Genomic DNA, 23,662 nt, shown 5'->3' on the forward strand with positions numbered 1-23,662 from the left:
AGCCCCCTCGTGTCGTCCACGTGGCCGGCTGCCCGGTCCGGCGGCCCTCTCGTGCCCACCGCGCGCTTGGCTCCACCGAGACACCCGCCGTATGGCCACCCCCCGGCCGTCAACGAGTGGCCGTCGTAGGCGGTTCAGGAGCCTACTGTGCCGGATCGGTGCCTGACTTCGATCCCACCCGGCAGAACGCCTGACGGTTCCTGCCGTGGGGCACATTACAGCGGCAGATTCCGTTTCGGCTGCCTCACGACACGACGGCACGGCAGACGATCAACGGGTCATGTCCCATGGCAATCTGCGGGCCTGCACGATGACTTGGAGCCGGAGGTACACCGCTCGTGGCCGCGAACAGCAACCCCACCGTCAGGAGGCGTCGCCTCGGAGCCGAGCTCCGTCGGCTCCGCGAGGCCAGGGGACTGAAGAGCACAGAAGTGGCCGAGCAACTCATGGTCTCCCAGCCGAAGATCAGTCACCTGGAGAACGGCAACCGCGCCATCAGCCCCCGCGACGTGCGCGACCTGTGCGCGCTCTACGACGTGACGGACCAGCAGGTCATCGACGCTCTGATGCAGATGGCCCGGGAATCCGGACAGCAGGGCTGGTGGCACGCCTACGGCGACATCCCCCAGAGCGTCTACATCGCCCTGGAGACGGACGCCGCCTCCCTCCACACCTACGAGCCCATGGTGATCCCCGGGCTGCTCCAGACCCCCGCCTACGCCCACGCGGTCATCGAGGAAACGATTCCCCGGCTCACGGTCGAACAGGCCGCCGCGCGCCTCAGGGTACGGCTGCGCCGCCAGCACCGGATCTACGACCCGGCCTCCCCGCTGCGCCTGTGGGTCGTCCTGGACGAATCGGTACTGCGCCGTGTCGTCGGCAGTCCCGACATCATGCGCGAACAGCTGGAACACCTGATCGCGCTCAGCGCCGAGCCGCACATCACCGTGCAGATCCTCCCCTACACCGTGGGGGCCAACCCGGGCCTGCCAGGACAGTTCTCCATCCTGAGATCCGCCGACACCCTCGACGCGGTGGTGTACCTGGAGCGGTTCACCAGCGACCTCTACCTGGAGAAACACTCCGACGTACGGCACTACAGCGTGATGTACGACCACCTCCAGGCCCAGGCTCTCGACCCCGCCGACACCCTCGGCTTCATCACCGACGCCACCAAGGCCTACGTCGACGGGGCGGGCCGTCCCTGAGCGCGGTTCGCGAAACTCCGGGGAGCCGTTTCCCCGGGTTGCTCAAGACCGGGATCGAGAGCGGGCACTCAGATCCGCTCGGCCGAACAGCAGAGCGTAGCCCGGGGGGAGTTGGGCCAGGAGACGGTTGACCAGGTCGTCGCCGACCAGGGGTGGCAGCGCACCGAGGACCGAGCTGACGTCCCAGCGGGCTGTGGCGGATGTGGCTCCCGGGGTACGGGACGCGACCGAGTCGACGAACTCGGCTGCCGTCAGCCGGTGCGTGACCGGGATCTGGGAGGCGATCAGCCGGGCGGCCTCCCCGGGCAGGGCGCGGGCGACGTCGACCCGTTCGTCGCCGGTGACGTGGGTGCCGAGGGCGGCCAGGACGGTACGGGTGACCTGCTCGGCCTCCGGCCGGGTGGCGTATCGGCCCGACTGCCTGACGGCTTCGATCAGTTGGATCCAGGTGACGTCGTCGACCTGGGGGTGGGGCTTCGTGGTCACACGTGGCACTGTCGCCGTGCTCATGTGCGGGGTTTCCTCCTGACGCGTGCGATGCGGTGCCGGGCCGCGCCGCCGGGAGCTCGTACCGGCGGCGCGACACGGGGTGGGCGGTGTGGTGAGGTCAGCCGCTGAGCTGCCTGCGCCGGTCGCCGCCCGTGATCTGGATCCGCCGGGGCTTGGCCTGCTCGGCCACCGGGATGCGCAGGGTCAGGACGCCGGACTCGTAGGAGGCGTCGATGCGCTCCGTGTCCAGCGTGTCGCCGAGGAACAGCTGGCGGGTGAAGGTGCCGGTGGGGCGCTCGGCGACGAGGGGTTCCGCGCCCTCGGGGGCGGCGGACCTGCGCTCGGCTCGGACGTTCAGGACGTTGCGCTCCACGTCCAGCTCGATCGTCTCCGGGTCGATGCCGGGGAGGTCGAAGTGGACGAAGAAGTCGTCCCCGGAACGGTAGGCGTCCATCGCCATCGCCGACGGGCGGGTGGTGGTGGGGCCGAACACCTGCTGGGTCAGTCGGTCGAGCTCACGGAAGGGGTCCGTGCGCATGAGCATCACTGGTCACTCCTCTCTTCGGACGCAGTCGGTGCGATGCCCTACGGTCTGCGTCTTCTTATATAGCTCGGAGGAGGAAAGTTGACAAGCCAGGGCTCAGGTTCGGGTTCCGGAAGTCCGAGGGCTAGCCTCAAGATCCCGATCAGGGCGTAGGACGCAGGAGGCAGACATGGCGAAGGTTCCCAGCGCGGTGGTCGCCGCGAGCGGGCTCGTGGGCGGGTACGGCGTGGCCCGCTGGACCAGGCAGCGGCCGCTCGGCGGGGTCGTGCTCGCCGTGGCCGGGGTGGCGGCCGCGCGGCAGTGGCGGGAGCAGGCCGGCGGGGTGGCCGCGGGGGCGTTGTCGGCCGCGTACGTCGCAGCCTTCGCCGGGTCGCATCCGCTGGCGAAGAAGGTGGGTGCCTGGCCCGCCGTGTTCGGGGTGGCGGGCGCCGTGGGCCTTGCCTCGTGGGCGGTCGCGGACCGGTGCGGCTGATCGGCGGATCGACTGATCTCGGTGAGTCGGCGCAGCTGACCGGCTGGTCTCGGTGAGTCGGCGCGGCTGACCGGCTGGTCTCGGTGAGTCGGCGCAGCTGACCGGCTTGCCTCGGTGAGTCGGCGCGGCCGGTCGGCTCACCTCGGCCGGCACAGCGAAGAAGCCGATACAGCAAAGGACCCGGCCCTAAATTCCAGGGCCGGGTTCTTGTCGGAGCGCCGGGCAGGCCTTGCACCTGCATCTCCCCACAGGAAGTGGGGCGTCTTTCCTTGGACCACCAACGCACTGTCCACCGACCGGAGTTCCGGCGACTGGACGCAGATCAACTATAGCGCAGTTTCTGTTTCCCCTTCACCAGCAGGCCGTCTCCTCGCGGGTAGCGGCTGATCCGCGACCTCTCACCCGTCGGCGGACGGCAACAGCGGCGTGCGAGCGCGGAAACTGAACCCGCACTCGCACGTGCCTCAGGCGGATGGGTTTCGCCGCCCCCCTGTCACTCGGCCACCTCGGCCCTCAGGCCTTGACCTCTCCGCCGTCACCGCTGCCCGCCGCCGTCAGCGGCTTGGCGATGTCCTCCAGGGAGCGGCGTTCCGCCTTGACCGCCAGGAGTGCCGCGACCAGGCCCGCCAGGCACATCAGCGTCGCGCCGATCGAGAAGGCGAGGACCGTGTCGCCGACGACGCCGGTTTCCGTGAGCTTGGCGAACAGCAGCGGGCCGCTGATACCGCCGGCCGCCGTGCCGAGGGCGTAGAAGAACGCGATGGACATGGCCCTGGTCTCCATCGGGAAGACCTCGGAGACGGTCAGGTAGGCGCTGGACGCACCGGCCGAGGCGAAGAAGAGGACCGCGCACCAGCAGGCCGTCATCGTGGTCGCGCTCAGGGAGCCCTGGTCGAAGAGCCAGGCCGTGCCGAAGAGCAGCAGGCCGGACAGGATGTACGTGCCGGAGATCATGATGCGGCGGCCGACCGTGTCGAAGAGCTTGCCGAGGAGCAGCGGGCCGAAGAAGTTGCCGACGGCGATGACGGCGAAGTAGTAGCCGGTGTGGCCGCTCGGGACGTCGAAGAATTTGGTCAGGATCGCGCCGAAGCCGAAGGTGATCGCGTTGTACAGGAACGCCTGGCCGATGAAGAGGGAGAAGCCGAGGATGGCGCGCCTGCGGTAGTCGGAGAAGACGGTGCGGCCGATCTCCAGGAAGGAGACGCTGCGGCGCTGGTGGATGGTGATCTCGCCCTCGGCGCGCGGCAGCGGGTCGTCCCGCCCCTCCTCGATCTTGCGTTCGATGGAGGAGACGATGCGTTCCGCTTCGTCGTCGCGGCCGTGGATCAGCAGCCAGCGTGGGCTTTCGGGGACGTGCCGGCGGACGAGGAGGATCACCAGGGCGAGGACCGCGCCGAGCGCGAAGGTGAGGCGCCAGCCGACGTTCGCCGCGAAGATGTCCGTGTCCAGGGCGACGATCGACAGCAGTGAGCCGAAGACCGCGCCCAGCCAGAAGCTGCCGTTGATCATCAGGTCGGTGCGGCCGCGGTACTCCTTGGGGATCAGCTCGTCGATCGCGGAGTTGATGGCCGCGTACTCGCCGCCGATGCCGAAGCCGGTGAGGAAGCGGAAGAGGAAGAACCACCAGGTGTCGAAGGAGATCGCGGTGAGGGCGGTGGCCGCGAGGTACACGGCCAGCGTGATCATGAAGAGTTTTTTGCGCCCCCACTTGTCGGTCAGGCGGCCCCAGAAGAGGGCGCCCAGGCAGGCGCCCGCCACGTACAGGGCGGCCGCCATGCCGGTGACCTCACCGGACGTGATGGGCAGGCCGCTGTCGGGCTCCGACAGGCGGCTGGCGATGTTGCCGACGACGGTGACTTCGAGACCGTCGAGGATCCACACGGTGCCGAGGCCGATGACGATCGTCCAGTGCCAGCGCGACCACGGGAGGCGGTCGAGGCGGGCGGGGATGTCGGTGGTGATGGTTCGGCCGGTCCCGGCCTGCGCGGTTCTCATGGGCTCCCTCCACGTCGAGCGAACCCGGATCGGGTGCCCTGAGCGGTTTCTCTTACGCCCTGAGATACCCCTCTCGTGCCCCGAGCCGCCTCGCCTCGCCCCGAACGGCCTCTCTCACGCCCCGAGCGCGTGCGACACCGTGTAGATCAGCAGACCGGCCAGGGAGCCGACGACCGTGCCGTTGATGCGGATGAACTGCAGGTCGCGGCCGATGTTGGCCTCGATCTTCCGCGTGGTGTGCTCGGCGTCCCAGCTCGCGACCGTGTCGGTGATCAGGGAGGTGATCTCCTTGCGGTAGGTGGTGACGACGTAGACGGCCGCGTCCTCCACCCACTGGTCGACCTTGTCCTGCACCTTGCGCTCGGCCGCCATCCGCGAGCCCAGCGACAGCAGGGACGCCCGCACGCGCAGCCGCAGCTCGCTGCGCTCGTCCTCCGCCGCCGCGACGATCATGGATCGTACGGCCGTCCAGGCGCTGGCGATGAGGTCCTGGACCTCGTCGCGGCCCAGCACCTCGCCCTTGAGCCGCTCGATCCGGGCGCGGGTGTCGGTGTCGGACTGGAGGTCGGAGGCGAAGTCGGTGAGGAACCGGTCGAGGGCGCCGCGCGCGGGATGGCCGGGCATGTCGCGCATCTCGGTGACGAAGCGCAGCAGTTCCTTGTAGACGCGCTCGCCGACCTTCTTGTCGACGAACTTCGGGGTCCAGCCGGGGGCGCCGCCCTGCACGGCGTCCATCACGGAGTCGCCGTGCAGCACGAGCCAGTCGTGGGCGCGGGTGACGACGAGGTCGACGACGCGTTTGTGGCCGCCGTCGGCGACGACCTTCTCCAGCATCTTGCCGATGCCGGGCCCGATCTCCTGGGCGTTCGCGCGGCGGGTGATGGCCTCGCCGACCACGGCCTGGACATCGGAGTCGCGCAGGACCGTCAGGGCGCCGCGCAGGGCGGTGGACAGCTCGGCGGTGACCCGGTCGGCGTGTTCGGGGACCGCGAGCCAGGCGCCGAGGCGGCTGCCGATGCCGACGGCGCGCAGCCGCTGCCGTACGACGTCCTCGGAGAGGAAGTTCTCCCCGACGAACTCGCCCAGGGAGACGCCCAGCTGGTCCTTCTTGGTGGGGATGATCGCGGTGTGCGGGATGGGGATGCCGAGGGGGTGCCGGAAGAGGGCGGTGACAGCGAACCAGTCCGCGAGCGCGCCGACCATGCCCGCCTCGGAGGCGGCCGCGACGTAGGCCGCCCAGGACCCGGCACCGGAGTTGTGCGCCCAGGTGGACAGGACGTAGACCAGCGCCACGAACACCAGAAGTCCGGTGGCGGTGAGCTTCATCCGGCGTACGCCGCGCTGTTTCTCCTCGTCCGCCGGGCTGAACGTCGTCATCGCGCGGTTCACGGCGCCGCCGGGGCGGGCATGCTGCCCTCCGACATCGGCGCCCTTTTCTGCTGCTTTCGTCCGTTCCATCCGCTCCACCCGCTCGGTGATCCCGCACACATTGTCCCTTCCTGACCGACTCCTGGAACGGAACAGGAGTTCCCGGCGTCTGTCGGGAGGGGGGTAATGCCAGGGGTCCTGTGAACTTCCCCCGGCCCATGACGCATCATGGGCACATCAGATCGGAGCCTTGGGCTCCCATCGCCCGAGGAGAACAACACAGCATGACCCGAGGACGTGGTTACGCCCTCCTGGCCGTGGTCGTCGCAGCGATCGTGGCCCTTTCCACCGCCATATACGTCGGAGTGGGGTCCGACGACGGCCTGCGCAACCGGAACGCCCTCGGCGACGGTCGCGCCCCTCACAACTCCGCCGCACCCGCCTCCACCGGCACCTGGGTCGGCACCTGGTCCGCGTCTCCCTCCGCCGCCGAACCCGGCACCGAGGCCACGGGCATGGCGAACCGTTCGGTCCGCAACGTCGTCCACACCAGTGTCGGCGGTACGAGTGCCCGCGTGACGCTGTCCAATCTCTACGGCCAGTCGCCGCTGAGCATCACGCGGGCGACGATCGCCGTCTCCGCGGGCAGCGGCACCGCGGCGGCACTGGCGGACACCATGCGGCAGCTGACCTTCAGCGGCGGCCCCACGGTCGTCATCCCGCCCGGCCGGCAGGTGATGAGCGACGCCGTACGGGTCGTCGTCCCGCACGACTCCGACGTCCTGATCACCACCTACACGCCGAGCAGCTCCGGCCCGGTCACCTACCACCGCCACGCCCGGCAGACCTCCTACGTCGCCCAGGGCGACCAGGCGCAGGACAGCACGGGCACGCCGTACACCGAGCGGATCGGGTCCTGGCGGTACCTGACCGCGCTGGACCTGCTGAGCAACGAGTCCGATGGCACGGTCGTCGTCCTCGGCGACTCGCTGACGGACGGCATCACCTCCACGCCGGACACCAACAGCCGCTGGACCGACGTGCTCTCGGACCGGCTGCGCGCGGAGATCGCGGCCGGCCGGGACCTGCCCCGCTACAGCGTCGTCAACCAGGGCATCAGCGGCAACCAGGCCCTCGCCGACGGGCTCGGCCGCCCCGCGGACAACCCCAGCGGGCTGAACCGCTTCGGGCGGGACGTGCTGGAGCGGACGAACGTCAAGGTCGTCGTCATCGACCTCGGCGTCAACGACATCCTGCGCAACCCGCGGCTCGCCGACCCGAACGCGATCATCGCCGGTCTGCGCACGATGGTGGGCCAGGCCCACGCGCGCGGCGTGAAGGTGGTCGGAGCGACGCTGATGCCGTTCTACGGGCACCGGGGGTACACCGAGGCGCGTGAGGCGGTACGCCAGACGATCAACGCGCAGATCCGCGCCGGGCGGGTGTACGACGCCGTGGCCGACTTCGACCAGGCGCTGCGCGACCCGTACGACCCGCGACGGCTGCGGTCCGACTACGACTCGGGCGACCATCTGCACCCCAGCGACAAGGGGTACGCGCGGATGGCCGAGTCCTTCGACCTGGAGACGCTGAAGGGGTCGGCGCCGGCGGAGCTGTAGTCCCGTCTCGCGCCGTCCCGTCTCGTCCCGTGCCCGTCGCCTGTCCGCAGGCGGCGGGCACACGGCTGCCGGGCTGGGCGTCGCCCGTATTGCCGGGCTCGGTGCCACCCGCGCTGCCGGGACCCGACCGCCGCAGCGCCAAGGCTCGGTGCCACTCGCGCTGCCGGGGCCCGGCCGCCGCAGCGCCAAGGCTCGGTGCGCCACCCGCGCTGCCGGGGCCGTACCGCCCGCAGTGCAGGGGCTCAGCGCTCCCCGTCCAGCTCCCGCCGTCCCGCCCCGCGCTCCAGCTTCTCCTGGCGGCGCTCCTCGCGGATGCGCAGCTTCTCCGCCCGGGTCAGCTTCCGCTGGACCCCGACGCCGCCCCACAGCGCGAACCCCGTCACGATCACCCGCGGCGCGCCCGGCTCCCCGGGCACGCCCTCCTCGCGGTGGTCGAAGCCGCCCATGATGCCGATGCCGCGGACGACGACCTCGACCCCGGGCGGCACGATCACATCCACCCCGCCCATGATCGCGACGGCGTTGATCTCGACCTCGCGGTCCGCGAAGTTCGCCTCGCGCAGGTCGATCTCCCCACCGCCACAGAAGGCGAAGCAGGTGAACCGCCGGGGCATCGTCCAGTGCCCCTTGCGCTGGAAGCCGGACATCACGGCGACGGCCCACGAGGAGGACCCCTCGCCACCGGTGATCCGCCCGGACCAGTCCGGGCCGGCCGCCGGGTCCTTCGTCAGGGACACCGCCGGGACCGTCACGCCCGCGGCCGGCAGATCCCGGGTGATCGGCGCCAGCTCCCCGTACGTCCGGGCCTTGTACGTCGCGTCGAGCCGCTCCTCGAACTCCTCCATGTCGAGGCGCCCCTCGGCCAGGGCGTCCCGCAGGATGCCGGCGACCTGTTCACGGTCGGCGTCGGAGGCGCGGAGGTCCGGGACGGCGTCGTCGGTCATACACAGCAGCCTACGAGTTCACCCCGCCGGGGGCTACGAGATCGCCCGCTCGGCCTGTTCCCCGTACATCGTGGCGATGACCGCCTCGATGTCCGGCTCCCGCACCGACAGGTCCACCAGCGGGTACTCGGCCGCGATCCGCGCCACGAGCGGCGCCGCCGACTCCCCCGCCGGAAACGCCAGCCACTGACGCGGGCCCTCCACGCGGACGACCCGCGCGGGCGCCGGAGCGTCGATCGGCGGCAGTTCCCGCTCCAGGTCCACGACCAGGGTCCGCTCGCTCTCCCCGACCTCGTGCAGCCCGGCGAGCGGACCGTCGTACATCAGACGCCCGTGGTCGATGACCATCACCCGCTTGCACAACTGCTCGATGTCCTGGAGGTCGTGCGTGGTCAGCAGCACCGTGGTGCCGCGCTCGGTGTTCAACTCCCGCAGGAAATCCCGCACCTTGGACTTGGAGATCACGTCGAGACCGATGGTCGGCTCGTCCAGGTACAGGACCTCCGGGTCGTGCAGCAGCGCCGCCACGATGTCGCCGCGCATCCGCTGACCGAGGGAGAGTTGCCGTACCGGCACGTCCAGCAGGTCGCCCAGGTCGAGGAGTTCGACCAGACGGCCGAGGTTCTCCCGGTAACGGGCGTCCGGGATCCGGTACATGCGGTGCATCAGCCGGTAGGAGTCCAGCAGCGGCAGGTCCCACCAGAGCGTCGTGCGCTGCCCGAACACCACGCCGATGCGGTGCGCGAGCCGTGTCCGCTCCCGGGAGGGGTCGATGCCCGCCACCCGCAGCCGGCCCGCGCTGGGGGTGAGGATCCCGGTCAGCATCTTGATCGTGGTGGACTTCCCGGCGCCGTTGGGGCCGATGTAGCCCACCATCTCGCCGCGTTCCACCCGGAAGGAGATCGAGTCGACGGCCCGCACCTGCCGCCGCTCCCGCTTCATGAAACCGGTCTTCTTGCGCACCTCGAAGACCTTCTGAACACCGTCGAGTTCGATGAACCCGCCTTCCGATCCGATGAACCCGCCTTCCGATCCGCCTTCCTGGCTGGACCCGCTCTCCGACCCGGTCAACTCAACTCCCTGTACTCCGGTACGAACGAAGCCCCGTCCGCCACGCCAGCCCGGCCAGGACACAACACGCCACCGCGACCATCGGCGACGCGAAGGCCGCCCACCCCGGCAGCCCGACCGGGTACGGCCGCCCCAGCACGTAGGCGGCGGGCACCCAGTTGACGAAGGCCAGCGGCAGCATGAAGGTCACGCCCCGCACCAGGTCCTTGCCGAACACCGACGGCGGATACTGCAACAGCGTCGTCCCGCCGTAGGTGAAGGCGTTCTGCACCTCGGCCGCGTCCTGCGCGTAGATCTGGAAGGCCGCGCCCGCCACGAACACCGCCGAGAAGATCGCCGCGCCGCTGACCACCATCACCGGCACCAGCAGCACCTTCGCCGCGCTCCAGTCGACGTCCACCGACACCAGCGCCCAGCCCAGCACCACCGCGCCCTGGGTGATCCGCCCCAGCCGCCGCAGCGCGAACCGGTCCGCCCCGACCTGCGCGAGCACCGGCGCCGGACGCACCAGCAGCGTGTCGAAGGAGCCGTCGCGCATCCGGGCGCCCAGGACGTCCATCGAGCCCAGTGCCAGATCGGCGATCCCGAACGACGTCACCGACAGCCCGTACAGGAAGGCGACCTCGGGCAGCGACCAGCCGCCCAGCGAGTCCACCTGCGAGAACATCAGCAGGATTCCCACGAAGTCCAGGCCCGTCACCGTCAGGTTCCCGAACACCGTGACCACGAACGAGGCGCGGTAGGTCATGCTGGAGCGCACCCACATCCCGGCGATCAGCCGGTAGGCCCGCAGCCCCTCGGCCACAGCACCGCGCTCACCCACCCTGCACCACCACCCGCCGCGTCGCGGCCGACTGCATCAGCCGCCCCGCAGCCAGCAGGGCCACAGCCCACGCCGCCTGGAAGGCGAACGCCCGCAGCGGATCCGTCTCCCCCATCAGCACGTCCGCCGGCATCTGGATCTGCGCCGCCCACGGCAGCACCCGCACGATCTCCCCGAAGACCCCCGGGAAGGCGTTCAGCGGCAGCACCATGCCCGAGAAGAAGATCCCCGTGACCACCAGCACCTGGTTGACGCCCGTGCCGTCCATCAGCCAGAACACGCTCAGGGCCGCCAGGTAGCGGATCGCGAAACTCACGACCGTCGCCAGCAGCAGCGTGACCACGAAAGCCGCCCACGGGGCGGCCTGCGTCGGCAGCGCCATCGGGAAGAAGACCGCGCCGAACAGGAACGGGATCACGCCCCGCCCCAGCATCTGGAACAACGCCCGCCCCACATCCCCCGCCAGCCACCACAGTTGAAGATCGGCCGGCCGGTACAGGTCCACGGCGATCTCACCGGTGCGGATGCGCTCCATCAGATCCTTCTCGGCGCCGCCGCCCTGGATCGCCAGCGTGGCGTAGAGGCACTGCCCCAGCCACACATAGGTCACCGCCTGCGCCTGGTCGTACCCCCCGAGATGCGGCTTCTCGTCCCACAGCGCCAGATACGTGTAGACGAGGATGACGCCGAAGACCGTATTGGTGAACACCCCGGCCACCGTGGCCGACCGATACGTCGCGTACCGCCGGAAACCACCCGCCGCGACGGCCGCGTACAACCGCCCCGAGCCCACATCCACCACCCTCCTCGCCGCCAGGCACCGAAGCGCAGGAGCCTAGTGGCCCGGCGAACGGGCGTGCCACGCAATTTCGGAGAGCGGCAAGGGCGCCGCGGGGCGGGCGCGGACCGGCCCAGACGGTACGATCCGTTGCGTCCGCGCGGGCCGGAGGCGACCGTGGCCAGGGCGAGCAGCGTGGCGGCGGTGCCGGCCGGGCGGAGCGTACGAGCCGTCACGAACCACGGCCGTGTCCCCCTTCGGGCGAATGTCGCGCAGGCGAGATCACGATTCGGGCAGACGTACGCAACAGCGCGTTTGACCCCGTGCCCGCCCGCGCACCCACTCGCATGCGGCCCGCCTCACCACACGGCTCACGACCCGGCCCTCGATCAGGGAACTGATCAACGGATGGGACAGTCTTCATCACAGGGGCGCAAGAGCGAGCAGAGACGTACGGGAACGACGTACGACGCGAAACAGGAGTCCGTGCACGACATGAGTGACGAGCCTCAGCCGCAGCAGCCGAACCCGGGCTGGGCATCGAGAGAGCCGCAGGCGCACGCCGACGGCGCCCCGGGCACGCCCGGGACCAAGGCGGCCGGGAAACCGAAGCGGACCGGCTGGCGCCGGATCATCCCGACCTGGCGCATGACGCTCGGCGCCTTCGTCATCGTCGTCCTGCTGCTGGCCGGCGGCTTCTTCCTGGGCTACTCGCTGGTGCAGATCCCCCCGGCCAACGCGCTCGCCACCAAGCAGGCCAACGTCTACCTCTACGCGGACGGCTCCGTGATCGCCCGCGACGGCGAGGTCAACCGCGAGAACGTCACACTCCCGCAGATCTCCAAGGACGCCCAGCACGCCATCCTGGCCGCCGAGGACCGCGACTTCTACACCGAGTCCGCCGTCGACCCCAAGGCCATGGTCCGCGCCGCCTGGAACACCGCGCTCGGCAAGGGCAAGCAGTCCGGCTCCACGATCACCCAGCAGTACGTGAAGAACTACTACCTGCGCCAGGAACAGACCGTCACGCGCAAGGCCAAGGAGTTCTTCATCGCGATCAAGCTGGACCGCGAGGTCAGCAAGGACCACATCCTCGAGGGCTACCTCAACACCAGCTACTTCGGCCGCAACGCCTACGGCATCCAGGCCGCCGCCCAGGCCTACTACGGCAAGGACGCCAAGGACCTCGACCCGGGCCGCGCCGCCTACCTCGCCGCGCTCGTCAACGCGCCCAGCCAGTACGACGTCGTCGCCCACCCCGAGAACCGGGGGGCCGCCGAGTCCCGCTGGAACTACGTCCTGGACGGCATGGTCACGAAGGGCTGGCTCAGCAAGTCCGAGCGCACCGGCATGAAGTTCCCCATGCCGAAGGAGTCCACCCTCTCCACCGGCATGTCCGGGCAGCGCGGCTACATCGTCCGGATCGTCAAGGACTACCTCGTCCAGAACAAGATCGTCGACGAGAGGCAGCTCGACGCCGGCGGCTACCGCATCACGACGACCCTGCAGAAGGGCAAGCAGGACGCGTTCGTGAAGGCCGTCGACGACAAGCTGATGTCCAAGCTCGACAAGAAGAACAACAAGGTCGACACCTACGTCCGGGCCGGCGGCGCCTCCGTCGATCCCAAGACCGGCAAGGTCGTCGCGATGTACAACGGCGTCGACTACGTCAAGCAGTACACCCCGAACGCCACGCGCAGGGACTTCCAGGTCGGCTCCACCTTCAAGCCGTTCGTGTTCACCTCGGCCGTCGAGAACCACTCGGAGACCCAGGACGGCCGCGTCATCACCCCCAACACGATCTACGACGGCACCAACAAGCGTTCCGTGCAGGGCTGGACCGGCGACCCCTACGCCCCCGAGAACGAGGACCAGCGCTCCTACGGCGACATCACCGTCACCGAGGCCACCGACAGCTCCGTGAACTCGGTGTACGCGCAGATGGCCGCCGACGTCGGCCCCGCGGAGGTCAAGCAGACCGCGATCGACCTCGGCGTCCCCGAGACGACCCCCGACCTCGCCGACGGCCCCGCCATCGCGCTCGGCACCGCCACGGCCAGCGTCCTCGACATGGCGGAGGCCTACGCCACCCTCGCCAACCACGGCCGGCACGGCACGTACACGATCGTCGAGAAGGTCACCAAGGGGGGCATGCCGATCGACCTGCCCGAGCGGCGCACCCGGCAGGCCGTGAGCCGCGAGGCCGCCGACACCACCACATCGATGCTGCAGAGCGTCGTCCAGAACGGCACGGCCTCCGCCGCGCAGGCCGCGGGACGCCCCGTCGCGGGCAAGACCGGCACCGCCGAGGAGGACACGGCGGCCTGGTTCGCGGGCTACACCCCCGACCTCGCCACCGTCGTCTCCGTCATGGGCCAGGACCCGGTCACCGCCGCCCACAAGTCGCTGTACGGCGCCATGGGCCTGGACCGGATCAACGGCGGCGGCGCGCCCGCCGAGATCTGGACGCAGTTCACCGAGGACGCCCTCAAGAACAAGCCCGCCAAGGAGTTCGACCTCAGGCTCCAGCCCGGCGCCGACGTCTCTGAGGCCCCCAGCAGCGAGGCCCCGGCCGACCCGACCACCGGCGGCACCACCGACGGCGGCACGACCACCGGCGGCGAGGACACCGGCACCGAGACGCCCGGCCAGAGCCCCAGCGCCCCCGAGGGCCAGACCGAGGGCCAGACCGACGGCGGCACCACCGACGGCACCACCGGCGGCGAGTCCCCCACCGGCGGCGGCACCGCGGACGGCGGCACCACCGACGGCGGCACGACCGACGGCGGCACCACGGACGGCGGCACCACGGACGGCGGTGGCGGCGGCGACACGAGCGACGGCGGCCAGACGGGCGGCCCGACCGGCCCCGGCTGGGGCGTGGTCCCACAGGGCGCCCGCCGCGAGTAGCCCGTAGCCCGGGCCGGGCCGGGCCGGTCAGTGGCCGCTGGCCGCTGGTCGCTGGTCGCCTTCAGCGCGCCATGACGGCTCAATGGCCGCTGGTCGCCTTCAGCCCCACCACGGCGACCAGCAGCAGGCACACGAAGAAGATCCGGGCGGCGGTCACCGGCTCACCCAGCACCGCCATGCCGAACACCGCCGCCCCGGCCGCACCGATCCCCACCCACACGCCGTAGGCGGTACCGATGGGCAGGGTCTTGGCGGCCTGCGACAGCAGCAGCATGCTGGCGACGATGCCGACGCCCGTGAGCACACTGGGCAGGGGGCGGGTGAAACCGTCGGTGTACTTCATGCCGACGGACCACCCGACCTCGAGCAGACCGGCGACGACGAGCAGAACCCAGGCCATGACGGGCACCTCCGGGAAACGGGCTGACGGTGTCGGTGCGTCGTCTTTGCCTTGGTCCCGGTACGGCGCGTCTCGTCGGGGGTGTCTCCAACGTAGCAAAGCCCGCACGACACGGCGAAGGGGCCGGTGACCAGGGTCACCAGCCCCTTTCCGTACGACTGCCGCCGGCCCTACAGGTACAGGCCGGTCGAGTCCTCGGCACCCTCGAACCGGTCCGCGGCGACGGCGTGCAGATCACGCTCGCGCATCAGCACGTACGCGACCCCCCGCACCTCGACCTCGGCACGGTCCTCCGGGTCGTACAGCACCCGGTCGCCCGTCTCCACGGTCCGCACGTTCTGCCCCACCGCGACGACCTCGGCCCACGCCAGGCGCCGGCCGACCGCGGCCGTGGCGGGAATCAGGATGCCGCCGCCGGAACGCCGCTCGCCCTCGCTGGTGTCCTGCCGCACGAGTACGCGGTCGTGCAGCATCCGGATGGGCAGCTTGTCCGGATGGGTACTGTGCTCGTTTCTCTTGGCGCTCACGCCCTGAAACCTACCTGTCTTCCCCGCAAACGGACGCAGTCGGGTCAACCCTTGCGGCGCCGCGTGCTGACCGCGAGCAGCCCGACCACGCCCACGACGACGAGCGCGACGGGCACCACCCGCTCCAGCCGGGGTGCGCCGTTCTCGTCCACGAACCGGGCGCGCACGTCGGTGACGGCCCGGTTGACCCCCACATAGGCCCGTCCGAGGGTGTGGTCGATGTTGGAAGCGACCTTGGCCTTGGCATCCCCGACGATCGTCTTCGGGTGCACCCGCACCCCGATCTCGTCGAGGGTCTCGGCCAGGGTCGCGCGGCGGCGCCTGATGTCCGCCTCGATCTGCGCCGGGGTCCTGGTGTCCGCCGTGTCCGCCACCGTGTCGCCTTTCGAAGTCGGTGTGAAGCCTGTGCCGGACAGTCTGTCAGCTCCACGGCTCATCGCACTGCCTCGACCCCCGGTTACCCTGGCCTGATGAGCGAGCGACTCCAGCCGGGGGACGTGGCCCCCGCCTTCACCCTGCCCGACGCCGACGGCACGGAGGTGTCCCTGTCGGACCACAAGGGCCGCAAGGTCATCGTGTACTTCTACCCGGCCGCCCTCACACCCGGCTGCACGAAGCAGGCCTGCGACTTCACGGACAACCTGGAGCTGCTGGCGGGCGCGGGCTACGACGTCATCGGCATCTCCCCCGACAAGCCGGAGAAGCTGGCCAAGTTCCGCGACAAGGAGTCCCTGAAGGTCACGCTGCTCGCCGACCCGGACAAGCAGGTCCTGGAGTCCTACGGCGCCTTCGGCGAGAAGAAGCTCTACGGCAAGACGGTGGTCGGCGTCATCCGCTCCACGATCGTCGTGGACGAGGAGGGCAAGGTCGAACGCGCCCTGTACAACGTCAAGGCGACCGGGCATGTCGCCAAGATCATCAAGGACCTGGGGGTCTGAGACCCCGCTGTTTCCTCCGCGAGCGGCTCGTACCGGTGAGGTCCGGTACGAGCCGCTCCGTTTTTCGTGCGTGACCGTCCGATAAACGGTTCGTTACTCCGTGCGAGACCACGAACGGGTGGTCGGGGACGGAGGGGTGTTTCGTGGGGGCCAGTGCATACACCAGAGAGCGGCTGGAGGAGGCGGCTCGGGGGGCTCGGTCGTTGTCGGAGGCGTTGCTGTCGATGGGGGTGGATCCGCAGAGTTCGACGCGGCGGTACGTGTCCCAGCGGATGAGGAAGCTCGGCGTGGACGTGGCGCACTTCGAGCGAGAGGGGGTGCGGTGGACGAGGGACGTCCTTGAGCGAGCGGTGGCGGCGTCGACGAACATGTGTGAGGTGCTGCGGCATCTCGGACTCGAGGTGGTGGGCGGACATCACACACACATCAGCCGCCGGGTCAGGGCCTACGGCATCGACACATCGCACTTCAGGGTGCCGACTCGGCGTGGGAAACCCTGGCGCCCGCGAACCCCGGAGGCCTTCCTGGTCGAGCAACCGGCGGATCGCGCCCGGCGCATTCCGAGCGACCGCCTCAAGTGGGCGATGACGTCCTTGGGAATGGCGGAGCGGTGCGCCCTGTGCGGCACGGGGGCGGCTTGGCGGGGGCGCCCGCTCCCTCTGGAGGTCGATCACATCGACGGCAACTGGAGGGACAACCGCATCGAGAACCTTCGGCTCCTCTGCCCCAACTGCCATTCGACGACGGACAGTTACCGGGGGCGAGGCAAGAGGCGTGCCTCATGAGCAGCCGACAGGCACGGCCCTCGCCTGAGGAACTGCGCGGCGCGGTCGCCGAGTCCCGCTCCGTCGCGGAGGTGCTGCGCCGCCTGGGGCTCCCGGAGAGCGGTACTCGGCGCAAGCATCTGCGCCGGTGGATCGCCGAGGACAAGCTCACCACAGAGCACTTTCTGGGCCAGGCCCACCAGCGGGGGAAGCGCCGCCCGACCTCGGCCAGACGCCCTGAGGACATCTTGGTCAAGCAGGACGGCGGGCGCAGGACTCGGACCATTGTCCTACGTCGGGCGCTCCATGAGGTGGGCGTACCAGAGGAATGCGCCGACTGCGGGGTCGGCCCCGAGTGGCTCGGCAGACCCATGACGCTGGAGGTGGATCACATCAACGGGGACTGGAGCGACGACCGGTTGCAGAACCTGCGGTTGTTGTGCCCCAACTGCCATGCGGTGACGAGCACCTGGTGCAGAGGCGGCGGCAGGCGTTCCCCACAGACCCGCCCCGCATGACCGGTACCATGACCTGGATGCGGCCGTGGCGGAATTGGCCTACGCGCAACACTTAGGATGTTGTGGGAGAAATCCCTTGAGGGTTCGAGTCCCTCCGGCCGCACGCCTTTGAATCGATGGCCCACCCGGTGTACCGGGTGGGCCTCGTCGTCAGCCCAACAGCTCCCCCACCACCGGCACCAGTGCCCGAAACGCCTTCCCCCGGTGGCTGATCGCGTTCTTCTCCTGGGGGGTCAACTCCGCGCAGGTGCGGGACTCGCCCTCCGGCTGGAGGATTGGGTCGTAGCCGAAGCCGCCGGAGCCCGTGGGCTCGTGGCGCAGAGTTCCCCGCAGCTGTCCCTCCACCACCCGCTCCGTGCCGTCGGGCAGGGCGAGTGCCGCCGCGCAGGCGAAGTGGGCGCCCCGGTGTTCGTCGGCGATGTCGGAGAGCTGGGCGAGGAGGAGGTCCAGGTTGGCCTTGTCGTCGCCGTGGCGGCCGGACCAGCGGGCGGAGAAGATGCCGGGGGCGCCGCCCAGGACGTCGACGCAGAGGCCGGAGTCGTCGGCGACGGCCGGGAGGCCGGTGGCCTGGGCCAGGGCGTGGGCCTTGAGAAGCGCGTTCTCCGCGAACGTCACGCCCGTTTCCTTGACGTCGGGGATGTCCGGGTAGGCGTCGGCTCCGACGAGTTCGTGGGGCAGCCCGGCTTCGGCGAGGATCGCGCGAAGTTCGGTGATCTTCCCGGCGTTGCGGGTGGCGAGGATCAGGCGACTCATGGCCCCTAGGGTATGGGTCCCCGTCAGGGGCGCGGGGAACTGCGCGAGCGAGCACGACGGGCCCGCAGGGCTACGGGGTGCAGACCTTCGTCAGTTCGCCCGCCGCGTCCGTGACGGGGCTGATGTCGGGCGTCTCGTCGCCGTTCTTGATCGAGGTGCGGACGTTGTCGACGGCCTTGTTCAGGTCGTCGACGGCCTTGCTGACATCGGCGTTGTCGGTTTTGTCGCCGATCTCGCCGAGGTTGTGGTCGATGGAGTCGAGGGACTCGTCGAGCTGGGTCGGGTCGTTGGCCGCGCTGTCGACCGCCTGCTGAAGGTCGGTGACGCTGTCGGCGATGGCGTCGGCGGTCTGGACGCAGTCCAGCGCCTTGTCGACGGCGGCGCAGCCGGTGGTGAGTCCGGCGGTCAGCGCGACGGCCGCCAGGGTGGCGGCGACGGCTGCGGTGCGGCGTCGGCGGCTCGCGGCCATGGAGCGGTCCCTCTCGTTCGGTCGGGCCGGTCGGGCCCGCGCGGCTGGCCGGGCGCACAGGGATGAGCCGTGCGCCCGTACTCCTTCAGACGCGAGTGTGCTCGGCGCGGTTGCCCGGGCCGAGCACCTCTCTTGGTGTGCCTTTTACTTTTCGGGTTGCTTGTCGGGCTGCTTCCCGAGGACGGCGTCGAGCGCGGCGCGCTGGTGGGCGGCGAGTTCGTCGCAGCCGGCGACGGCGAGGTCGAGGAGGGCGCCCAGTTCGTCGCGGGCGAAGGGCTCGGCTTCGGCGGTGCCCTGGACCTCGACGAAGCGGCCGTCGCCGGTGCAGACGACGTTCATGTCGGTGTCGGCTTTGACGTCTTCCTCGTAGCAGAGGTCGAGGAGGGGGACGCCGGCGACGATGCCGACGGAGACGGCGGAGACGGTGCCGGTGAGGGGCTTGCGGCCGGCCTTGATGAGTTTCCTGCCCTGGGCCCAGGCGATGGCGTCGGCGAGTGCGACGTAGGCGCCGGTGATGGCCGCGGTGCGGGTGCCGCCGTCGGCCTGGAGGACGTCGCAGTCGAGGACGATGGTGTTCTCGCCGAGGGCTTTGTAGTCGATGACGGCGCGCAGGGAGCGGCCGATGAGGCGGCTGATCTCGTGGGTGCGGCCGCCGATGCGGCCCTTGACGGACTCGCGGTCGCCGCGGGTGTTGGTGGCGCGGGGCAGCATGGAGTATTCGGCGGTGACCCAGCCTTCGCCGCTGCCCTTGCGCCAGCGCGGGACGCCTTCGTTGACGGAGGCGGTGCAGAAGACCTTGGTGTCGCCGAAGGAGACGAGGACGGAGCCTTCGGCGTGCTTGCTCCAGCCGCGCTCGATGGTGATGGGGCGGAGCTGCTGGGGGGTGCGGCCGTCGATTCGAGACATGCGGCTGAGCCTATCCGTACGTGCGCGGGGGCCCCTTCCCGGTGGGGAGGGGCCCGTGCGCACGCCGGCGTCAGGGGTCTGTCAGGGGGTGAAGCCCGGGACGATCCCCGCTCTTCACATCATGTCTTCGATCTCCGCGGCGATGGGGTCGGCGTCGGTGCCGATGACGACCTGGATCGCGCTGCCCATCTTGACGACGCCGTGGGCGCCGGCGGCCTTCAGGGCGGTTTCGTCGACCTTGGCGGGGTCTACGACCTCGGTGCGCAGGCGGGTGATGCAGCCTTCGACCTCTTCGATGTTGTCGATGCCGCCGAGCCCGGCAACGATTTTCTCAGCCTTGGTGGCCATGTTCGTTCTCCCTGATCCGAACCGCTTTGTCGCAGTAACCCACAGTTGGCCCATGTTGGCGAGCGGTCCTGTGGCGTGTGACGAAGGATGGCGTCACACCAGCGCGACCGTCGAACGACTGGTCTACACCACGAGTAGGCCTCCCGACAAAGGGGACCGGGATGAGTGCCGACAGCCCCGCCGGCGCCGCGCCGGCCGTGAGCCCCGCGCGGGCTCGCTGGAACCTGCTGTTCCAGGGGTTGCAGAAGATGGGCCGGAGTCTTCAGTTGCCGATCGCGGTGCTGCCGGCGGCGGGGATCCTCAACCGGCTGGGGCAGCCGGACGTGTTCGGGGACGACGGGCTGGGCTGGACGAACGTCTCGAAGGTGATGGTGGGGGCGGGCGGCGCGCTGCTGGACGGTTCGCTGGGGCTGCCGCTGCTGTTCTGCGTGGGCGTTGCGATCGGAATGGCGAAGAAGGCGGACGGGTCGACGGCGTTGGCGGCGGTGGCCGGGTTCCTCGTCTACTTCACTGTGTTGCGGCAGTTTCCGGAGGGCTGTCCGGAGGGGTCGGTGGCGGTGCCGAACGTGGGGTGCCAGGTGACCGACGGGGACATGACGGTCACGGCGTTCACGTTCCAGAACCCGGGGGTGTTCGGTGGCATCGTGATCGGGCTGCTGACGGCGTTCTTCTGGGCCCGGTTCCATCGCACGCGGCTGGTGGACTGGCTGGGGTTCTTCAACGGGCGGCGGCTGGTGCCGATCATCATGGCCTTCGTGGCGATCCTGTTCGCCGCGCTGTGTCTGTGGGTGTGGCCGCCGGTGGGTGATGCGCTGGAGAGCTTCAGCGACTGGATGGACGGTCTGGAGGCGTGGGGTGCGGGTGTGTTCGGGGTGGCGAACCGGGCGTTGCTGGTGGTGGGGCTGCACCAGTTCCTGAACGTGCCCATCTGGTTCCAGTTCGGCTCGTTCACGAAGCCGGACGGGACGGTGGTGCATGGTGACATCAACATGTTCCTGGCGGGGGATCCGGATGCCGGCCAGTTCACCTCGGGGTTCTTCCCGATCATGATGTTCGCGCTGCCGGCGGCGGCGCTGGCGATCACGCACTGTGCGCGGCCGGAGAGGCGCAAGGAGGTCGGCGGTCTGATGTTGTCGGTGGCGCTGACGTCGTTCGTCACCGGCATCACGGAGCCGATCGAGTACTCGTTCCTGTTCGTCGCGCCGGTGCTGTACGGGGTGCACGCGGTGCTGACGGGGGTGTCGATGGCGGTGACGTGGGGGCTGGGGGTGCACGACGGGTTCAGCTTCTCGGCGGGGTTGATCGACTACGTCATCAACTGGAATCTGGCGACGAGGCCGTGGCTGATGATCCCGATCGGTCTGGGGTTCGCGCTCGTCTACTACGTGATCTTCCGGTTCGCGATCACGAAGTTCGATCTGGGCACTCCGGGGCGTGAGCCGGCCGAGGACGTCGAGGACAGCGCCAAGGCGTGATCGTCTCCGTGGGGCGGAATTGGCGGGTTCCACTCGTTCGGCCTACCGTGCTACAACTGGTCTACACCACTCACTGGTGGAGGTCGCGCGGTGACGTCCGCGTTCCCCTTTCTTTGAGACGCCGCCGTCCCCCGCTGCATTCTCCCTGGGCGGCGCCGTGCCCCCTGGAGGAAGTTCATGTCCACAGCCACAGCCGCGCCCGCGAGCCCTAAGAAGGGGTCGGCCGTGATGGCCGTCATGCAGCGCATCGGCCGCAGCCTGATGCTGCCCGTCGCCGTGCTGCCCGCCGCCGCCCTGTTGGTGCGTCTCGGCAACACCGACATGCTCGGTCGCGAGTCGTTCCCCGCGTTCGTCACCAAGATCGCGGGCTTCATGGCGGCCGGCGGCAACGCGATCCTCGACAACATGGCGCTGCTGTTCGCGGTGGGCATCGCGATCGGCTTCGCCAAGAAGTCGGACGGCTCCACGGCGCTGGCGGCCGTGGTCGGTTACCTGGTCTTCAAGAACGTGCTGGCCACGTTCACCGACAAGAACCTGCCGAAGGTGGCCACGGCCGTCGACGGCAAGGTCGTCATGGTCGACGCTCCCGTGGACGCCAAGGTCCTCGGCGGCGTGGTCATGGGCATAGTCGTGGCCCTGCTCTACCAGAAGTTCTACCGGACCAAGCTGCCGGACTGGGCGGGCTTCTTCGGCGGCCGCCGCATGGTTCCGATCCTGTCCGCCTTCGCGGGTCTGGTCATCGGCATCGTCTTCGGTTACATCTGGCCGGTCCTCGGCACGGCGCTGCACAACTTCGGCGAGTGGCTGGTCGGCTCCGGGGCGGTCGGCGCGGGCATCTTCGGTGTCGCCAACCGTGCGCTGATCCCGATCGGCATGCACCACCTGCTGAACTCCTTCCCCTGGTTCCAGGCCGGCACCTACGAGGGCAAGAGCGGCGACATCGCCCGGTTCCTGGCCGGTGACCCGAGCGCCGGGCAGTTCATGACCGGCTTCTTCCCGATCATGATGTTCGCCCTGCCGGCCGCCTGCCTCGCGATCGTGCACTGCGCCCGGCCCGAGCGCCGCAAGGTCGTCGGCGGCATGATGTTCTCCCTCGCGCTGACCTCGTTCGTCACGGGCGTCACCGAGCCCATCGAGTTCACCTTCATGTTCATCGCCCCGGTGCTGTACGCGATCCACGCGGTGCTGACCGGTGTCTCGATGGCGCTGACCTGGGCGCTGGGGATGAAGGACGGCTTCGGCTTCTCGGCCGGCGCGGTGGACTTCTTCCTGAACCTGGGCATCGCGACCAACCCGTGGGGTCTGGCCCTGACCGGTCTGTGCTTCGCGGCGGTCTACTACGTGGTGTTCCGCTTCGCGATCACCAAGTTCAACCTGCCGACGCCGGGGCGGGAGTCCGACGAGGAACTCGCCGAGTTGCAGAAGGCGGAGGCGAAGTAGGCCGCTGCCGCCGAAGGCCCCGGAACCGCTCGGTTCCGGGGCCTTCGCGTGTGCCGGGCGCTCAGATCTCGTACGTCTGCCGGGGTGCGGCGAGGTCCACCGGACCGCCGTACGCCTCGCGGGCGTCGACGAGGTTGACCTGCGGGTCCGTCCACGGCGGGACGTGGGTGAGGACCAGGCGGCGGGCACCGGCCCGGGCCGCCGTCTCACCCGCCTCGCGGCCGTTGAGGTGCAGGTCGGGGATGTTCTCCTTGCCGTGCGTGAACGCGGCCTCGCACAGGAACAGGTCGGCGTCCCGGGCGAGTTCGTCCAGCGCGGGGCTCACTCCGGTGTCGCCGGAGTACGTCAGGACCTTGCCGCCGTGCTCGATGCGGATGCCGTAGGCCTCCACGGGGTGGGCCACCCGCTCGGTGTGCACCGTGAACGGGCCGATCTCGAACGTGGACGGCTTGACCGTGTGGAAGTCGAAGACCTCGCTCATGGAGGAGGCGGAGGGGGTGTCCGCGTAGGCGGTGGTCAGCCGGTGTTCCGTGCCTTCGGGGCCGAAGACGGGGAGTGGATCGCAGCGGCCGCCGTCGTGGCGGTAGTAGCGCGCGACGAAGTACGCGCACATGTCGATGCAGTGGTCGGCGTGCAGATGGCTGAGGAAGATCGCGTCGAGGTCGTAGAGACCGCAGTGGCGCTGCAACTCGCCCAGGGCACCGTTGCCCATGTCGAGAAGCAGCCGGAAGCCGTCGGCCTCGACGAGGTAGCTCGAGCAGGCCGATTCCGCGGAAGGGAACGACCCCGAGCAGCCGACGACGGTGAGCTTCATGAAGCAGAAACCTCCGCTGGCGGGAATGTCTGAGAGGGGCGTCGGGGGTCGTGCGGTCCGTCGAGCGTAAGGCGCAAAACCTCCGGTAG

24 protein-coding genes, 2 tRNA genes, 1 pseudogene and 1 riboswitch are annotated in these 23,662 nt (G+C 69.8%); of the genes and pseudogenes, 10 read left to right on the forward strand and 17 right to left on the reverse strand.

The features are described 5' to 3' along the window. Positions 1-338 precede the first annotated feature (338 nt). A complete protein-coding gene (locus QOL88_RS14790; protein ID WP_097216884.1) occupies positions 339-1,208 on the forward strand; it encodes a helix-turn-helix domain-containing protein in 870 nt (289 codons plus the stop codon). Between the two features lie 42 nt (positions 1,209-1,250). Here the strand turns inward: QOL88_RS14790 and QOL88_RS14795 are convergent, their stop codons facing one another. Continuing rightward, positions 1,251-1,718 carry a DUF2267 domain-containing protein gene (locus QOL88_RS14795; protein ID WP_097216885.1) on the reverse strand — a complete coding sequence of 156 codons (468 nt, stop codon included), beginning with the start codon at positions 1,716-1,718 and terminating at the stop codon, positions 1,251-1,253. A gap of 97 nt (positions 1,719-1,815) precedes the next feature. Further along, entirely contained in the window at positions 1,816-2,241 is a 426-nt protein-coding gene (locus tag QOL88_RS14800; RefSeq protein WP_179878866.1) for an Hsp20/alpha crystallin family protein, read from the reverse strand. Positions 2,242-2,410: 169 nt separating this feature from the next. On the opposite strand from QOL88_RS14800, the gene QOL88_RS14805 reads away from it, so the two are divergent. Continuing rightward, positions 2,411-2,713 (forward strand): hypothetical protein, encoded by a 303-nt coding sequence (locus QOL88_RS14805; protein WP_097216887.1) that lies wholly within the window; start codon positions 2,411-2,413, stop codon positions 2,711-2,713. 214 nt (positions 2,714-2,927) lie between these two features. Here QOL88_RS14805 and QOL88_RS14810 read toward each other — a convergent pair. The 3 genes from QOL88_RS14810 to QOL88_RS14820 all read right to left on the reverse strand — a co-directional run bounded on the left by QOL88_RS14810 (position 2,928) and on the right by QOL88_RS14820 (position 6,196). After that, positions 2,928-2,997, reverse strand: a tRNA-Gly gene (locus QOL88_RS14810). A gap of 229 nt (positions 2,998-3,226) precedes the next feature. Further along, positions 3,227-4,708, reverse strand: coding sequence for an MFS transporter (locus QOL88_RS14815; protein ID WP_097216888.1), 1,482 nt, complete (start codon positions 4,706-4,708; stop codon positions 3,227-3,229). Positions 4,709-4,822: 114 nt separating this feature from the next. Then, complete coding sequence (locus QOL88_RS14820) at positions 4,823-6,196, reverse strand: DUF445 domain-containing protein (protein ID WP_097216889.1); 1,374 nt, start codon at positions 6,194-6,196, stop codon at positions 4,823-4,825. A 164-nt stretch (positions 6,197-6,360) separates the two neighbouring features. On the opposite strand from QOL88_RS14820, the gene QOL88_RS14825 reads away from it, so the two are divergent. Next, the gene (locus QOL88_RS14825; protein ID WP_097216890.1) at positions 6,361-7,695 is read left to right on the forward strand and encodes an SGNH/GDSL hydrolase family protein; all 1,335 of its coding nucleotides are present in this window, start codon (positions 6,361-6,363) and stop codon (positions 7,693-7,695) included. 251 nt (positions 7,696-7,946) lie between these two features. On the opposite strand, the pseudogene QOL88_RS14830 reads toward QOL88_RS14825, so the two are convergent. The 4 genes and pseudogenes from QOL88_RS14830 to QOL88_RS14845 all read right to left on the reverse strand — a co-directional run. Then, positions 7,947-8,639 (reverse strand): annotated as a pseudogene (locus QOL88_RS14830) (DUF1707 SHOCT-like domain-containing protein); the annotation flags it as partial. A gap of 33 nt (positions 8,640-8,672) precedes the next feature. Further along, entirely contained in the window at positions 8,673-9,656 is a 984-nt protein-coding gene (locus QOL88_RS14835; protein ID WP_097223000.1) for an ABC transporter ATP-binding protein, read from the reverse strand. Positions 9,657-9,711: 55 nt separating this feature from the next. After that, entirely contained in the window at positions 9,712-10,476 is a 765-nt protein-coding gene (locus QOL88_RS14840) for an ABC transporter permease (protein ID WP_373559342.1), read from the reverse strand. Positions 10,477-10,525: 49 nt separating this feature from the next. Further along, positions 10,526-11,326, reverse strand: a complete 801-nt coding sequence (locus QOL88_RS14845; RefSeq protein ID WP_097216893.1) for an ABC transporter permease — start codon at positions 11,324-11,326, stop codon at positions 10,526-10,528. Positions 11,327-11,806: 480 nt separating this feature from the next. Here QOL88_RS14845 and QOL88_RS14850 point away from each other — a divergent pair, with 480 nt between their 5' ends. Beyond that, positions 11,807-14,221, forward strand: coding sequence for a transglycosylase domain-containing protein (locus QOL88_RS14850; RefSeq protein WP_097216894.1), 2,415 nt, complete (start codon positions 11,807-11,809; stop codon positions 14,219-14,221). 79 nt (positions 14,222-14,300) lie between these two features. On the opposite strand, the gene QOL88_RS14855 is transcribed toward QOL88_RS14850, so the two are convergent. The 3 genes from QOL88_RS14855 to QOL88_RS14865 form a co-directional block, all read right to left on the reverse strand. Further along, the gene (locus QOL88_RS14855) at positions 14,301-14,621 is read right to left on the reverse strand and encodes a DMT family transporter (protein WP_097216895.1); all 321 of its coding nucleotides are present in this window, start codon (positions 14,619-14,621) and stop codon (positions 14,301-14,303) included. Between the two features lie 34 nt (positions 14,622-14,655). Next, positions 14,656-14,723: riboswitch (guanidine-III (ykkC-III) riboswitch) on the reverse strand. Positions 14,724-14,791: 68 nt separating this feature from the next. Continuing rightward, positions 14,792-15,148 (reverse strand): GroES family chaperonin, encoded by a 357-nt coding sequence (locus tag QOL88_RS14860; RefSeq protein ID WP_097216896.1) that lies wholly within the window; start codon positions 15,146-15,148, stop codon positions 14,792-14,794. Positions 15,149-15,192: 44 nt separating this feature from the next. Next, positions 15,193-15,522, reverse strand: a complete 330-nt coding sequence (locus tag QOL88_RS14865) for a DUF3618 domain-containing protein (RefSeq protein WP_097216897.1) — start codon at positions 15,520-15,522, stop codon at positions 15,193-15,195. A 96-nt stretch (positions 15,523-15,618) separates the two neighbouring features. Here QOL88_RS14865 and bcp point away from each other — a divergent pair, with 96 nt between their 5' ends. The 4 genes from bcp to QOL88_RS14885 all read left to right on the forward strand — a co-directional run bounded on the left by bcp (position 15,619) and on the right by QOL88_RS14885 (position 17,471). After that, positions 15,619-16,086 carry a thioredoxin-dependent thiol peroxidase gene (gene bcp, locus QOL88_RS14870; RefSeq protein WP_033308146.1) on the forward strand — a complete coding sequence of 156 codons (468 nt, stop codon included), beginning with the start codon at positions 15,619-15,621 and terminating at the stop codon, positions 16,084-16,086. Positions 16,087-16,229: 143 nt separating this feature from the next. Then, positions 16,230-16,871, forward strand: a complete 642-nt coding sequence (locus tag QOL88_RS14875) for an HNH endonuclease signature motif containing protein (protein WP_097216898.1) — start codon at positions 16,230-16,232, stop codon at positions 16,869-16,871. Continuing rightward, positions 16,868-17,368, forward strand: a complete 501-nt coding sequence (locus QOL88_RS14880) for an HNH endonuclease signature motif containing protein (RefSeq protein ID WP_179878867.1) — start codon at positions 16,868-16,870, stop codon at positions 17,366-17,368. The genes QOL88_RS14875 and QOL88_RS14880 overlap by 4 nt, the downstream gene beginning before the upstream one ends. Before the next feature lie 19 nt (positions 17,369-17,387). Then, positions 17,388-17,471 (forward strand) — tRNA-Leu (locus tag QOL88_RS14885). 47 nt (positions 17,472-17,518) lie between these two features. Here the strand turns inward: QOL88_RS14885 and rdgB are convergent. The 4 genes from rdgB to QOL88_RS14905 all read right to left on the reverse strand — a co-directional run bounded on the left by rdgB (position 17,519) and on the right by QOL88_RS14905 (position 19,844). Then, a complete protein-coding gene (gene rdgB / locus QOL88_RS14890; RefSeq protein ID WP_097216899.1) occupies positions 17,519-18,121 on the reverse strand; it encodes an RdgB/HAM1 family non-canonical purine NTP pyrophosphatase in 603 nt (200 codons plus the stop codon). Positions 18,122-18,191: 70 nt separating this feature from the next. Next, positions 18,192-18,590 carry a hypothetical protein gene (locus tag QOL88_RS14895; RefSeq protein WP_097216900.1) on the reverse strand — a complete coding sequence of 133 codons (399 nt, stop codon included), beginning with the start codon at positions 18,588-18,590 and terminating at the stop codon, positions 18,192-18,194. Positions 18,591-18,734: 144 nt separating this feature from the next. Continuing rightward, positions 18,735-19,496 (reverse strand): ribonuclease PH, encoded by a 762-nt coding sequence (rph, locus tag QOL88_RS14900; RefSeq protein WP_097216901.1) that lies wholly within the window; start codon positions 19,494-19,496, stop codon positions 18,735-18,737. Between the two features lie 114 nt (positions 19,497-19,610). Beyond that, a complete protein-coding gene (locus QOL88_RS14905) occupies positions 19,611-19,844 on the reverse strand; it encodes a PTS sugar transporter subunit IIB (protein ID WP_010039992.1) in 234 nt (77 codons plus the stop codon). 161 nt (positions 19,845-20,005) lie between these two features. Here QOL88_RS14905 and QOL88_RS14910 point away from each other — a divergent pair, with 161 nt between their 5' ends. Both QOL88_RS14910 and QOL88_RS14915 read left to right on the forward strand, forming a co-directional pair. After that, positions 20,006-21,319, forward strand: coding sequence for a PTS transporter subunit EIIC (locus tag QOL88_RS14910; protein WP_097216902.1), 1,314 nt, complete (start codon positions 20,006-20,008; stop codon positions 21,317-21,319). 177 nt (positions 21,320-21,496) lie between these two features. Next, on the forward strand, positions 21,497-22,759 hold the full coding sequence (locus QOL88_RS14915) for a PTS transporter subunit EIIC (RefSeq protein ID WP_097216903.1): 1,263 nt from the start codon (positions 21,497-21,499) through the stop codon (positions 22,757-22,759). 61 nt (positions 22,760-22,820) lie between these two features. Here the strand turns inward: QOL88_RS14915 and QOL88_RS14920 are convergent, their stop codons facing one another. Further along, complete coding sequence (locus QOL88_RS14920; protein WP_097216904.1) at positions 22,821-23,573, reverse strand: MBL fold metallo-hydrolase; 753 nt, start codon at positions 23,571-23,573, stop codon at positions 22,821-22,823. Between the last annotated feature and the right edge of the window lie 89 nt (positions 23,574-23,662).

The sequence above is a fragment of the Streptomyces sp. Ag82_O1-12 genome, assembly GCF_900182715.1.
Lineage (GTDB): Bacteria > Actinomycetota > Actinomycetes > Streptomycetales > Streptomycetaceae > Streptomyces > Streptomyces massasporeus.